Origin of the sequence: Oceanobacillus jeddahensis, from assembly GCF_000750635.1 — a bacterium.
GTDB classification, from domain to species: domain Bacteria; phylum Bacillota; class Bacilli; order Bacillales; family Amphibacillaceae; genus Oceanobacillus; species Oceanobacillus jeddahense.
Genome location: NZ_CCDM010000001.1, coordinates 197906 through 213059, shown reverse-complemented (window position 1 = coordinate 213059; position 15154 = coordinate 197906). Strand labels below are relative to the sequence as shown.

Sequence of the window (15154 nt, the reverse complement as noted above, 5' to 3'; positions counted from 1 at the left end):
CTTAAACAAACATTTTTTGCAGTAAAGCTTTTTTGGTTTGTTTTAGGGTGTCTAGTTCTTGTTGATAAAGAGCGATGGTGTTGTCTAGTTGTTTGAAAAAATTGGCTATTTTCAACTGTTCTTCTATAGATGGAATCTCAATTATTAACTTTAACAGTTCTTTTTTTGACAAGTTAAATCTAGTTGATCCTTGTGCTAGTATTGTTATTTTTAATCTATACTTACTTGAACGTAATAAGTAAGCTAAAAATAGTGGGTCAATATCTGGGACATTAATTCTATAGCCAAAACAGAAGCTATTTAGATAAACATTATCCATACTACCGCCCCAATAAGATACCATCCCTACCTCTTCAGGTGTTTCAGAAGAAGTTGTAAATAAAAGATCGCCTTTTATAACTTTGTTTTGATGTTTTCCATCACTGATATCTACTTTTTCAAGCCTTCTAGAATCTTCCTTTGCTCTTACATTTGCAAATACATTCTTATAAGTAACAAACCTACCTTCTCCTGCACCGAAATCTTCCTTAGTCTTTCCGCTTAACCCCGTATAAGTCGATCCTATATCTGATAGGCGATAATCTTTCCAATCACTAGTAACCCCCGGGAAACGTACTTCCGGCAGAGACTCCCCTATTTTTGGAAACATTTTTTGCAAGAACCCCTGTTTTGTTTGTTTGAGGGTGGTTAGTTCTTGCTGATGAAGAGTGATAGTATCTTCTAGTTGGTTGAAGAGCTCACCGATTTTGGTTTGTTCTTCTATACTAGGGTCTCTAATAACAATACTGTTAAGAATGGATTGGCTGACATTGAAACGTGTACTTCCTCCAGCTTTTCGCTCAACTTGCTTTCGACTAGAACTATTTAAATTAAGTTCGATAAATCTAGCATCATATTCATTTTTCTTCTTACCGCGGATAGCAAACCCACTATAAAGAGCATATTCATCTTCTAAATAGGCCTTTGACCATCCAACTTCTTCAACTACTTCCGATGACCTGACAAAAACCAAATCACCTTTTTCTACTCTATTTTTATATTCATTTTCTTTATCTACTTCAACTGAATTTCTAATGTTTTTATATTTTATAGGACTCTCATCAAGAACATCCATAACACTAATCATTTTTCTACCCTTGCCATAACTCTCTTTTGGTGCATTAATTCCATTTGAAAAATCCATAAGTTCACTTAACTTACGCGGATCCCACTCTTCACTAAACCTAGGAAACCGAATTTCTGGCACTCGTTTATTTCCCACGATTAAACACCTCTAATGCACCCTTAATCCATTCTTCATTTTCATTATCATACTGCAAGGAAGAAATAGTCTCATACAGGCTCGATTCCAATTCCGCTTTTTCTTTTCGAATTTCTTGAATCGATGAACCAAGCGCAGCCATGTCAACCGGTTCTTCTTCTTCAAACGTATCAACATATCTAGGAATATTCAAATTAAACTCATTCTCTTTAACATCTTCAAAAGAAGCTAGATAAGCATACTTCTCCACATTTTCTCTGTTTTTATACGTCTCTACTATCTTATCAACATTTTCTTTCGTCAACTTATTTTGGTTTCTTCCTTTGAAAAACTCTTTACTCGCATCAATAAATAACACATCACGATTGTCACGATTTTTCTTTAAAATGATTACGGTTGTCGGAATGGATGTTCCAAAGAAAAGGTTTGCTGGCATACCAATAACCGCATCGATACTCCCATCTTCCAGTAGTTTTTTGCGAATGACACTTTCTGCAGCTCCACGGAACAACACACCATGTGGTAAAACGATTGCCATTGTTCCTGAATCTTTCAAATGATAATATCCATGTAAAAGAAAGGAAAAATCTGCTTTTGATTTAGGTGCTAATTTGCCGTAACGATTGAAACGGGAATCATCTAAAAATGTTTTATCTGATGACCATTTGGCAGAATAAGGCGGATTCATTAGAACGGAATCAAACAAATAAGGCTCATCTGTCGGCCAATCTTTGTTCAATGTATCTCCATTACGCAGGCGCATATCTTCTTTTCGAACACCATGCAAAATTAAATTCATCTTCGCCAAGTTATACGTTGTGGTGTTCAGCTCCTGTCCGTGATATTTCACGCTTTCAGGATGATTAATATAATTTCGCACATTCAGCATCAAGGAGCCAGACCCCATCGTTGGGTCATAAACACTAAATAATTTTCTATCCTCTTGATCGATTGCTACAATCTGAGCCATCATGTCCGACACTTTACTCGGGGTATAGAATTCGCCAGCTTTCTTTCCTGCCTCTGAAGCAAACTCACCAATTAAATACTCATAAGCATCCCCGATGACATCGCCATCATGTCCCATAACATCAATCTCACTTAATTTCTTCAATACGTCAGAAATAGTAATGTTACGCTGTTGATCATCTGACCCGAGCTTTTTGGAAGTCAAATCTACATCATCAAACAAGCCACTAAATTGATCGTAACCCGTAGACAAATCAATAAAAGCTTTATTTAAATCATTCAATTGAAACGTATTTTGTCTCGCTTGATCAGCCAATACATTAAATAAGTAATCCGGTTCCATATGATGCCCTAATGTATCGACTAATGTTTCAACCAAGTCATCCTTTACATTTTCATCTGCTAATAAATCTCGATATAATTGGGTTTGTTTTTCTTGTGTGTTGTATTCTTCTAGTGATTCATCCGCTAGTTCCACAACTTTTACTAATAACTTATCCGATAAATACTTATAGAAAATTAACCCTAATAAATAATCTTTGTATTCGGATGCATCCATTTTACTGCGCAAGCTATCTGCAGCACTAAATAATTTTGAATTTAATTCAAACATTGTAACTTCCCCGCTTTTCTATGATTGTTCTAATTGTTTCAATACTTCTAGATAAAGTTGCTCTTCTAAATCTGCTTGTTTTTTTGCTAAGGCTTGCCGTTTCTTTAATTTGAGGTAGGCTTTCCCTATCATTTCTTGTTTTTCTATAGTTGGTAATTTTAATTCCAATGATTTTAAAATTGCAGGTGTTAGTTTCCGTACTGTACTCCCTTGCATTGAAATAGACATTTGCTTTTTCATATAGTTTGATTCATTCAGTACATAACAAAGATAGCTACAATCTAATTGTTTATACTTAATGATAAGTTTAGCAAAGTTTTGATTAATAACCTTCCCTTTGTTTACATCACTAACTAGGGCAGCCTTGGAACTAACAAAACTGAAAACCACTTCCCCGACTCTGCTTAAATGGTTGTCTTTATAATTTGTATTTCCGTTAGAGATACTTTCTTGTAAATCGAGAAAGAAGCCATTCAAATCATCTGTTAAATCCTCGTATGTATAAATATTTAAAGATTGATTATATATCTCATTTTCTCTGGAGAGATTTCTTCCTACTTTAACCGTTACGATATCTTCAAGTTTCATACCCCACCCTCACAATGTAATTCTTTGAAATTACTTAATTGAAATTGAATAATACCACTTATAAAACAAAACGTCAACATCTCAATAGTAATTTAAAAGAATTACATAAAATTATAACAAGTAATATAAATTCTATCACCACTTACTGGGAATCAGCTTCTCTTATACTCGAAAGTTTTTTAACCTTTTTCATCTACCGAGATAGTCTGATTATATAATTGTACTAGAAATCGATAAATGACTTTTTGCAGGAACATTTTCACAGAAAAACCTAAATTACTAGACAATAAGGTAGAAGCTAAATTATCATTCAATCTTGCTCAGTCATAAACACTGTTTAGACATTTAAATCATCCGGATTCAATAGCTTACACCTATTAAAAGGTAAAATCGAGTGTCCATATGTTTTTACCACTTTACCCCTAGGCACTAACAGAGTCTTGCTAAGAGCCACACTGGTCTGCAATAAAACGAACAAACAATTCTGATTTATGTTACTGAGCTCATCCATAACGAACACATAAGAAGCATTTGGATTCAACTCAATAGCCTAGCTAATATGATAAACAACATCTTCCCCTTTGAATGTTGTCCACATCGTTTCTATCACATGACCTGTTATTACATTGTGCGAAGCAATCAAAGTATTGGTGGCGAATATTTTTCTATTTCTACTTTCTCAAGCATATTCTGATTTATTGCTTTTCTGGTTAGGATTGCATCGTTGCCTACACACCTACTTTTCATCAATAGGGTAAGCAATATCCATCTATTTTAGTCTAAAATATGACTTAAATTTTTTTCTTCACAACATATGTTTTTCATAAACCTTTTAAATTTACATTCAATATGTATCATTTCTGTATTTGTTTATCACTAGATGACAGAAGTCTTTATCGCTAAATAATAATTAACCATAGTGCTGACTGCTTTCCCTTTGACCGAAGTCCTAATTCATCAGTTAAATTCACTCTTGAATCCAAAATTATAGGTCCGATTCAATTGAAAAACAAGATTGATCGTAACTTTTCACCTACTCCAATAGCTTTCAAAATGATACTTGTTTCCTAGTCTATTAAAGATATCTTCAAATAAGTTTTTCAGTTCTTCTCTTGTTTTACCAGAAATATCTATATCTGTTTGATATCCTATATGAGAATTCACATTTAAACTCTTGATTAAAGCGGTTGCTAATGTTTTATCAACCATACCTACCAATTGCCTTTCAATATCACTAGGGGAACCTTTTCTATAATTGAATTTATTAAATGTTTCTATTATTCTCCTCATATTATTCCACATAAATATTGGTTTATTATTATCATAAGCAAACTTTAATTCTTCCCATAACTCATCATACAACGGTTTTATTTCGTCTTTATGATTTTCAATTACTTGTATGTCAGTTTTCTCCTCTACTTTAATTAATCTTATATACTTTTGATTCGGGTTTGGCTTACTATCTGTAGGGTATTTCTTTGTAGTTGGTGTTGCTTGTAAAAAAAATTGATTATTATGCGTTAATATAAATATTTGTGGATTGTTATCATCTTGATAATATTTATTTAAAAGCCCAATCATCAAATATTGAGCATTATCATCATTACTAGTCATAGGGTCATCAAATATAACTATTTTTTCCTTTCCCCGCTCTTCTCCTTCTTTTACTTTATTTATATTATGCATAAACCATAGAAAAGCAACAATATTTTTTTCACCATCACTTAATGTTTGTATACTTCTTTCTGCTCCTTTAAGGTCTTTTATAGAATATTGACCTTTTTGTTCATGTTCATTTTTTACATAATCTAAAACAAAAGCTCTATTTCCCAAACCCTTTAATAATTCGTTTATATTTTGCACACTTTTTGTTTCGTCGGTACTTTTTTTGATTAATTCATCTTTTTGAGTTTTTAAGTTTCTGATTTTATTTGCTTTTTCATCACGCTCTTCTTCTAATGTATTAATTTCTACCTGCAAATCTCCATATTTATCTTTTTCTTTATTATAATCGAACATAAAAAGCAAACTTTGAACTTTATGATATCTTAATTTATTTTGCGCCTTTTCCCGCTCTAATTTAAAATTCTCATTATATTCTCTATTATCTGTAAAAACAACTTTATATTCTTGTTCAATCTTACTAAAATCAGAAGGAATGTCTATTTTAATATTCTGTACTTCAATTGTCATCTTTGCTTTCTTATCTTCTAGATTAGTTCTTAAATTCTCCAAAAAATTCCTATATTCATCTTTTTTTTCTAAAATTGTTTTATTCAAATTTGTAATTATATCTTTAAATTTTGGATAAAATATATTTTCATTAATTACCGTTAATTTTTTTACTTCTTCTAACTTATTATCTAGATATTTTAATCCATTTTCTATTCTTCCCTCTAAATTGTTTATCTCGTCTGAAAAATAACTATCTAGCCGCTCCCAACGTGTAGAACTAATTTCATTTCCACAAAAAGCACACTTTTCTCCTTTATCATGTATATGATAACCTTCTTTTGCAAATTGTTCTTTTTTAAAATTGTCATTAAATTCATGGATTACAACACTCGGAATTACTGCCATTTGAAGAATTTCATTTACCGAATTTAATATACTTTCTAGATTTATTGAAATAAACTTCTGTTCTTCTTCACCTATATCTAAGTACTTTATTTCAATGGTTTCTTTTAACTGTTTTCTTTCATCATCAATCAGAGTTCTTGCATTTTCTATGTCTTTTTTAAAATGATTTTTATTATAAGACCTTGCTAAAGAAAATTGATTTGTTATTTCTCTAGCCGAATTTGTATAGAATTTTTCTAATTTATTTTCTTGTCTTTTCTGTTTATCTTTTGAGTTTTTAATTTTTGTATACAAGTTTTCTACGGATTTATCTTCTGGTTCTTCAATTTCTTTACCAAGTATTTCAATATCATTATCTATTTCTTTTATTTGCTTCAGTATTGAAGAATTTGTTGTACCTAAAGCAATAGAATCAAGTCTATCATTCTCCGCTATTATACCTTTCCACCCGTTAAAAACATGGATATCATATGTAGTTTGGTATTGTTTCAGTATTGCTTTAGTTAAAGATGATTTACCAGTACCATTTTTACCATAAATAAAGTTTTTCTTTTTAATATCTAATAATTCAGAAGAATTAAAAACATAATTAAAATCAGATAAATTGATATTTTTTATCATAAATTACACCTCGCTAATTGTTTTGTTCTAAATCAAACTTAATTTCTTTGCCCCCTCTGTGTTTAATGAATCTCTCCATCGTTGCCCAAAGCAAGAGTCTTCCTCAACTTTTCTAAGAATATCCCTTTACTTATGGTATAACTTCCTATTAATTCGATAACTCAATCCCAACAACACTTGTTACATACATTAGATGCTGAGGAATGTTATCCTAGAAAACAACAAAGCCAAATCACTATGCTTATGCTTATACATACTCTCATTGTTTCCAAAGAAATTCGACAATCACAAACCCAAACTCTCTCTTTCCCAAAGTAACAAGATTATCGACATTTGTTCTGAACTTTAGCAGCTTCCTTTCAAACTTCTGTGCAACTGCAGAAGTAGCCAGATTAATCTACGAAAGTATTGCTCTCTTTTTTATTAAAATAATATTTCCAGTCATAATGTACCTTAATTCTATCATATCTAACAGGAAAGTTTACCATTATACCTAAATTAACCATCGGCAAGATCCAAAAACACACCTATTATCTCACTTAACAACCTCCTCTCTCCTGTTGCCTCCCCCAACATCTCTGATGAATTAAAAATATACAAGAAAAAATACACTGCTCACAACTGTTCCTAAGAAAGAAAAAAGAGAATTTAAATAACTTCATCTTGTTGATACGTTGACATATACATCCTTGTTTGTAATGATTCAATTGTTAGTTAACCACACACAGGGAGCATGGTTTTATAAGTCAGAGGCACCTTGTATGTTTACTTTTAGCAATATTATAAAAGCTCCTCCCTAACAATTACTTTAGAAAGAAACTTAGTAAAAAACTTTGTTATTCCTAATTTATAAATTTAGCTTGATAGCTATTCGCCATCCTATAGACAAAAACTATAAAATTATCATCTAAAATTTCCTTCAATCACACTACGTTACTCGATGCAATAATTGCCTTCAACTCCTCCACACCTAACATACCCCCTTTTTTCCTATGAATCATTCGATGACAATTTGAACATAAAGGAACTAGATCATGCCGCGGATCAACTTCTGACTCTTCTTGAACCTCACTTAAGGGCTTTACATGATGTACTTCAATAAAATCCTTTCCAATCTCCCCATAATTATCTTCAAAATTAAAACCACATGCTTTACATGTATAACCATGAATTTTAAGTGCTTCTTTTCTTAACTTAGGCTTTCTTTCGTAACGATATCCATATACTTTAATTCTCTTACCTTCCTTGTCAACAGCAGTTGTTGCAAGCTCGTCAGCCATATCCTTTTGATCGGCAATATTTGTTTCACCATCTAATAAGGTGTAATCGTCTGAATCTATCCCTAAACCCAACAAGAACTCAAAATCTTCCTTCTTTATCTCATTCATGCCATATTGATTGAAGAAATGTGCCCAGTTGTCTTTTACTCTTGTTTTAAATTTCCATTGATAAGCAACTAATCTTTCATCTGTAGCGCTAATATAGTTTTTAAAACGTACAGATGTATGTATATAAGAAAAAACGTGATTATCCGATTCTGATTTCTCTATTTCTCCGAATACACCAGCTCCAAAGAAATAAAATTCCTTTAATTCTGAGTTTTTTCCTGGTCTTCTATAAATAAACATATCATTCTTTCTTACCTTACCAAACTTGCTTGTATCCCAGGCATATTTAACAAAATCTTTGTCCTCATAGATATTTTGTATATCCTTTCCTCCATGAGTATCAATGATAAAAAATCTAGTATCTGGATTTTTTAAATACGCTTTATATTCTTCTACCAGCATGTTTATACCTCCTATGTTTACTATAAAATTAATTGCACAGTATCAAGCATATCAAAACACCTCAACTATCGTTCATTGAGGTGTTTATAATCAGTAAATGTTAACCGATTATTTAAAATATTCTTTGTAAATTATCTATCATTTCTAAATAATTTTCAATAAATACATATTTGTCTATTTGGTGAGATAAATCTAAAATGCCAAGGCTTAATATTAACGGAACTCCGGGATTCCCTTTCTATATAACTTTAAAAATCCATAACAAACAACTTTCGCCAACCCTTAAACATCCAAAAGATTCGGCAGCCCGTTTGAGATAACAGGGAAAAACATCACAAGCAGCAATACAACAAGAGAAGCTACCAAGTACGGTCCCGCCCCTCTTACAATCCCCTCTGAAGAGACTCCGGATATGCCACTGGCTACAAATAAATTTAGTCCGACCGGCGGGGTAAACAATCCTATTGCTAAACCAACAGTCATCATTACACCGATTGTAGTAGGATCAACACCGACTTCCAACAACACGGGCATAAGTAACGGAACAAATATATAAAATGCTGAAATTGCATCGATAAAAGTACCTATGATAAGCAAAATAATAGCTACGATTAACAATAAAATGGCTTGATTGGTAGTGAGAGATAATACGTTTGACGTAATCGTTTCAGCTACTTGTTGTGTCGTAATAATGTATGAAAACAGGGAAGCAATTCCAATAATAATCATAATGACAGCTGATTGTACGGAAGCATCAATAAGTATTTTGGAAAGATCTTTAAGCTTCAATTCTCTATAAAACACAAGGCCTACAATTAAAGAATAAAACACTGCAACTACTGCTGCTTCAGTTGGTGTAAAGATTCCGGAGTAAATTCCTCCTAAAATAATGACTGGTATCATTAATCCAAGCAAAGCTTTAAAAAAGGCCTTAATTATTTCGATTGTTGGTGCCTTCTCAGCTACTGTAAATTCTTCTTTTGCATCATCACGCCTTTTTCTATCTTTTTTATTAATAATGATACTTGTAATTAACAAACTAGCTGCTAACAATATTCCAGGAACGATACCAGCTATAAAAAGTCTGCCAATCGAAATGCTGATAAAATCACTGGCAATCACTCCGAAAACGATAAACGCTATACTTGGAGGTAATATGATACCTAAAGAACCGGAACTCGCTACTAATGCAGAAGCACTTTCTGGTTTAAAGCCATTTTTTACGAGCGCCGGGATTAGAATGGTCCCCATAGCTGCTACGGTGGCAGGTCCTGAACCAGATATCGCAGAAAAGAAAAACGCTGCTACAATGGTCACAATCACCATTCCATTTTTACGGTGGCCAAATGCCAGATAAGCAAAGTCTATTAAACGTTTCGATATCCCGGAATACCCCATGATCACTCCTGCAAGAACAAAAAAAGGAATTGCTAATAAAGTGAATGAAGATATAGATGAGTACATAATGCTGGGAATCAGGGCAAGAGATGACCAGCCAGAGTCAATAAATAATGTAACTACTGCTGCAATACCAAGTGCAAAAGCAACAGGAAGGCTTATAAATAGCAATAGAAAGAAAACAACAAACATCAACACCGTTAGCATCAGCTATTCAACTCCTTACGCTCGATTTCTATCTCTTCATATTCGTGTTTTCGCTTAAGCGTAAAATTTCCTTGTATGATTGTCATCTCTATGGTTCTGATCATACAGAGTAATGAACCCAATGGAAGGGCGAGCGTAAATAACCATTGCGGAATATTTAATGCGGGTGTCATTCTCCCTCTTTCCAATTGATTCAGGGCAAGCTCTAAACCAAAAATGAAAATTAATGCCAGAAACGCCAGCATCAAGATACTTATGATAACTAGTACGACTTTCTGTGCTTTTGGATTTAATCTCTCATATAGGAACTGAAAATTAAAATGGGATTGACGTTTTATCGCAATGGATGCTCCGACAAGGGTAGCTAGTACGAATAAATTGATGGTTAACTCTTCTGCAAAGGCAAATGAAACATCAAAAAAGTATCTTGATAATACATTCGCAAACGTGATGATTGCCATTCCTGCCATTGCTAAGATAACAAGCGTATTTTCAAAATAAGATAAGTATTTCATTCATCCATCTCCCCGCTTCCATCCGCTTCCCTTTGAAACGTTTCTAGATGATCAGCTCCCCATACGTCCTCAAAATAATCGTAAACTGGTTGAGAGCTCGTTCTGAATTCCTCGATCTCTGATTCGGAAGGATAATAGATCTCCATGCCTTTTTCTTCAAGCTCGGCTAACTGTTCTTCCTCCTTCTCTCTTGTTAAAGCAATTTGATACTCATTTGCTTCCGCTGCTACCCTTTTAATTAACGCTTGATCTTCTTCAGACAAAGAATCGTACAACTCTTTATTCATTCCTAATATCAAAGCATCATATACGTAGTTCCACATTGTCATATATTGCTGAACCTCTTCCAAGCCAGAAGAATAGGTAACGTCAACAGGATTCTCTTGACCATCTATCGTGCCCTGCTGCAAGGCGGTGTACACTTCTGAAAATGCCATTGTAATCGGATCGGCATCTTGTGTCCGGTAAAGATTTGTAAAAACCCCCATACTTGGTATCCGAATTTTAAGATGATCTAGATCCTCCGGGCTTCTAATCGGCTGCGTATCGTTGGTAATTTGTCGAAAGCCGCTTTCTGCAAAACCAAGCGGTTCCACGCCTCTTTCCCTTAACATGTCTTCAATAATCTCTCCACTCTCGCCGTTCAATACACGCTCTGCATCATTAATATCATTAATTAAAAAAGGAGCGCTTAAGACACCGAACCTTGGATCGATCCCAGCATAAATAATGCTCGAGTTATAAGAAAAATCTTTTAGTCCATCCATTAATTGCTCTACACCAGCTTCCGGATTTCCTGCCGACAGCTGTTCATTTGTATATACATCAATGGATAAACGCCCTCCGCTTTCTCTTTCTAAATCTTCTGCAAATTTTATTGCTCCTTCATACCAAGTTGATCCTTGCCCAACGGTAATAGTCATTTTCCATTCATGCACGTCCTCTCCGGGTGTTGCATTTGCCCCGCATCCAGCAATAAATACAATGCAACAAACAAAGACCTTTAATATAAAAACTTTTTTTAGCATATCTGTCACCTCACATCTTCATTTCTGATAAAGCGGTTACATTTTATGACTTGCTATGGAGATTAAAGGTGAGTTACCTAGAAGTACTCACCTTTATACTTTTTATACATGTTTTTCTAGCGATTCGATTAGCATGGAATCTATTTATCTGCTAGATCAAGATTCAACCTTATCTACTATATAGGCTCCATTCTTTATCTCCGTAATCTGAACGGTATCTCCAATCGATATACTTTCATTAAGACTTCTAGTAGATAATCGGATTTTTTCTGTCATATCTACAAGCGCGATGGTGTATGGTGCCAAATCTTTATACTTATCAGGGGCCGCGTGAATGGTTGTATGAGAGTATACCGTTCCAACTCCGTCTGATTCTATGATCACATAATCATCGCTTAAACATTTGGGGCAGTATAGTTTTTCGCCTACCCACTCCCATTGGCAATTGGAGCATTGTGAAATAGCAATATTCATCTAAGCTCCCTCCTTTTTAAACAAATGAACAATAGAATATGCTCCTGTACCACCTAAATTTTGAGCCAAACCAATCCGTGCATTATCAACCTGATTACATGCTGTACCTCTTAATTGATCTACCACTTGAACAATTTGTGCAATCCCTGTTGCTCCGATAGGATGCCCTTTAGATAATAATCCTCCGCTTGTATTTACTGGTACTTTCCCGCCGTGGGCAGTCCATTTTTGTTCAATTGCTTCAAATCCTTTTCCTCTTTCGAAGAAGCCTAATTCCTCTATGGCAATAATTTCTGTCATCGAGAAACAATCGTGTAATTCCACAACATCAACATCATCCGGTCCTAGAGAAGCATTGGTATAGGCTTGCTCTGCGGCCTTCTGTGTAGCAGTAATTCTGGTTAAGTCTTCCACTTCTTGCATGATAGGCGTTCCTGAAGCCTGCCCAGAGGCCAATACTTCCACACCGTCGTCAGCTTTACGCTGCAATACAACAGCAGCGGCACCATCAGAGATTGGAGAACAATCAAATAATCCTAACGGCTCTGTAATCATTCTTGCTTCTAAAATTTCCTCTAATGAAACCGCACTTTTAAACTGAGAAATCGGATTATTTATGGCATAATTCCTATTTTTTTGAGCAACCATTGCCAAGTGTTTTTTCGTTGCCCCATATTCATACATATATCGATTAGCAACGACTCCAAAGTAACCTGGAAATGTGATACCTGTTTTAGATTCCATCGTACTGTTATCCATTGCGTAATTAACAGCGGAGATGACTTGATTCGTTTGCATATGTGTCATTTTCTCTCCACCTGCGACCAATACCGTATCGTATTCTCCAGCTTTAATCAGTTGGTATGCCTGGCGAAAAGCAATTCCTCCTGAAGCACATGCACCTTCTGTTTTCATAGCAGGAATATGCCCTAATCCAAGTTCTGAAACCAAAATACTCCCCAATATCTCCTGCTGTTCTAATGGGCCTCCTATAAAGTTCCCAACCATGACTGCATCTACCTTAGGTTTCCCAGCCTCTACCAAAGCTTGGCGGCAGGCATTTAAAAGAAGGGATTTAAGAGATTCATGACGCTTTCCAAAATGAGTAATACCTGAACCGGTTACTGCTACACGCACCATTTATGTCACACCTTCCTGATATTCTTCTTTCAACTCTCTTCGTAATACTTTTCCGTAAGGGCTCTTTGGCAGTTCTGAAACAATTTCTATATGTGATGGTTTTTTATAGCTTGCCATGTGCTCTTTACAATGTTCGATTAACTCCTGGGAAGCTATTTCAGAATCATTTTTTAATACAACATGTGCGTAAACAGATTCACCCCATTTGTCGTTCGGGACACCGAATACACAAACTTCTTTTACAGCACCGTGTAAATTTAATACTTCCTCTACTTCCCTCGGATAAATATTCATCCCGCCACTTATGATAATATCTTTTTTTCTATCGATAAGATTTAAATGGCCATATGCATCAATCCAACCAAGGTCTCCGGTGTAAAACCAACCATCTTTTATTGATTCATTGGTGGCTTTCTCATTATTCCAATACTTATCCATCACCAGAGGTCCCCGACAAGTTACTTCTCCTACCTCTCCTTGTGCGACTGCACTTCCGTCTTCATCACGAAGTACCATTTCAACCATCGGTCCTTCCGCGCCACATGAGGATAAGTAATTTGGCAGCTTTGCTTTTGGCATGATTGTTATCGCCATCGGTGCTTCTACCAGTCCATACGTTTCCGCAAATATTGGTCCTAATTTATCCAAGGCATATCGCAATTTTTCTGCAGCTATTGGTGCTCCAGCCATATTGATCGATTTAACATATCTAAGTTTATGCGCATCAAAATGATCATCCATCACCATAAGATTTACGATAGTGGGAACCATAAAAATAACAGTAACCTTTTCACGTTCCAGATCATCAATAAATTTTCCAGGTTCAAATTTATCAAAAATAACCTGCTTCAGGCCAAAGAAAATGGCACATTGTGCTAAGAAATTACTGCCATGGGTTAATGGAGCTACATGTCCGATTGTATCATCATAGCTTATCTCACATGCCATCATTAGAGACTGCGCGGAGGCTACCATCGCTTGATGTGATAATACAGCACCTTTGGGTTTTCCTGTTGTTCCCGAAGTGTACATAATTGCAAAAGGGTCACTTTCAAAAACGGAAATATCCGGATATTCAGAATTCTCATCTTTAATAAAGGATGTGAATTGACCCTCAAATGTAACCACTTTGCCATTATAATTGATTTTATCGGTTAAATGTTTTTCACCAAGTAACAACTTTGCATTCGAATCGTTAAGTATATATTCCGTTTCTCTTGGATGTAATTTGGTGTTTATGGGTACTTTGATCAGCCCGGTCATCGCTATCGCGAGATCGATCATGATATGCTCTGCTCGATTCGTAGACAGGATAGCCACACGATCTCCTTTTCTTAAACCTTCACTAATTAATGCATTCGCTAATTGACAGGAATGTTCTTTCAGCTCCTTATAACTTAATTCCTTATACTTATCAGCTACTGCTACCTTATCGGCATGTTGCGTAAACGCTTTCTTTGCTAATTGAGATAATGTTATCATCATGGGTACCTCCCTTAGTCATCAAATAGAATCTTCAAACTGAATAACCTTATAGCCAAGTGAATCATTGTATCTTCTATAAGCTGTAACTTCTGGCGATGCAACAATCGTTAATTCAACCGTCACACAAACTTTATTATAGCCTCTTAAAAAATGTCCGGCTTGTATGGTTGAATCCATCCTTTCTATCATTCCATGCATGTGCAAGTCATGTTCTCCGTTTTCATCAATACATACAAAACCTGTTGCTTGAATTAATTCCACAGGTTCTTTAATGATGGTCGGTTCTGCGTAGCCATCCAGTTGATTTTCTGAATTTAGTTTAAACACTGTAAAACCCACTTCATCTAAAGATCCAATACATGTAACCATCCCAGAATTTAAGTTGTTTTCCTTACAGATTCTGATGATTCCTTCCATCAGGTCTTCTCCACAACCTAATGCGCCATAAATAACTTGATTAGTACTCGTTGATTTAACAGACATAA

At 34.8% G+C, this 15154-nt stretch carries 12 protein-coding genes; all 12 read right to left on the bottom strand.

Annotated elements, in window-relative coordinates; genetic code table 11:
• Position 1: 1 nt before the first annotated feature.
• Positions 2-1261, bottom strand: coding sequence for a restriction endonuclease subunit S (locus BN986_RS01015; protein WP_040977796.1), 1260 nt, complete (start codon positions 1259-1261; stop codon positions 2-4).
• Positions 1251-2843, bottom strand: coding sequence for a type I restriction-modification system subunit M (locus BN986_RS01010; protein WP_040977795.1), 1593 nt, complete (start codon positions 2841-2843; stop codon positions 1251-1253). The genes BN986_RS01015 and BN986_RS01010 overlap by 11 nt, the downstream gene beginning before the upstream one ends.
• An 18-nt stretch (positions 2844-2861) precedes the next feature.
• Positions 2862-3431: a restriction endonuclease subunit S gene (locus tag BN986_RS01005; RefSeq protein ID WP_040977794.1), complete on the bottom strand. Its 570-nt coding sequence runs from the start codon at positions 3429-3431 to the stop codon at positions 2862-2864.
• A 1029-nt stretch (positions 3432-4460) separates the two neighbouring features.
• Complete coding sequence (locus BN986_RS01000; RefSeq protein ID WP_040977793.1) at positions 4461-6632, bottom strand: AAA family ATPase; 2172 nt, start codon at positions 6630-6632, stop codon at positions 4461-4463.
• Positions 6633-7555: 923 nt separating this feature from the next.
• Positions 7556-8422 carry an HNH endonuclease gene (locus BN986_RS25605; protein WP_052400565.1) on the bottom strand — a complete coding sequence of 289 codons (867 nt, stop codon included), beginning with the start codon at positions 8420-8422 and terminating at the stop codon, positions 7556-7558.
• Positions 8423-8704: 282 nt separating this feature from the next.
• Entirely contained in the window at positions 8705-10027 is a 1323-nt protein-coding gene (locus BN986_RS00985; RefSeq protein WP_040977792.1) for a TRAP transporter large permease, read from the bottom strand.
• Positions 10027-10542, bottom strand: a complete 516-nt coding sequence (locus BN986_RS00980; protein WP_052400564.1) for a TRAP transporter small permease — start codon at positions 10540-10542, stop codon at positions 10027-10029. Before BN986_RS00980 ends, BN986_RS00985 begins: the two co-directional genes overlap by 1 nt.
• Positions 10539-11570 (bottom strand): DctP family TRAP transporter solute-binding subunit, encoded by a 1032-nt coding sequence (locus BN986_RS00975; protein ID WP_040977791.1) that lies wholly within the window; start codon positions 11568-11570, stop codon positions 10539-10541. The genes BN986_RS00980 and BN986_RS00975 overlap by 4 nt, the downstream gene beginning before the upstream one ends.
• A 156-nt stretch (positions 11571-11726) precedes the next feature.
• A complete protein-coding gene (locus tag BN986_RS00970; RefSeq protein WP_052400563.1) occupies positions 11727-12044 on the bottom strand; it encodes a Zn-ribbon domain-containing OB-fold protein in 318 nt (105 codons plus the stop codon).
• A complete protein-coding gene (locus BN986_RS00965) occupies positions 12045-13184 on the bottom strand; it encodes a thiolase C-terminal domain-containing protein (RefSeq protein WP_040977790.1) in 1140 nt (379 codons plus the stop codon).
• Positions 13185-14666: a class I adenylate-forming enzyme family protein gene (locus tag BN986_RS00960; RefSeq protein WP_040977789.1), complete on the bottom strand. Its 1482-nt coding sequence runs from the start codon at positions 14664-14666 to the stop codon at positions 13185-13187.
• A gap of 21 nt (positions 14667-14687) precedes the next feature.
• Positions 14688-15152 (bottom strand): PPC domain-containing DNA-binding protein, encoded by a 465-nt coding sequence (locus tag BN986_RS00955; protein WP_052400562.1) that lies wholly within the window; start codon positions 15150-15152, stop codon positions 14688-14690.
• Between the last annotated feature and the right edge of the window lie 2 nt (positions 15153-15154).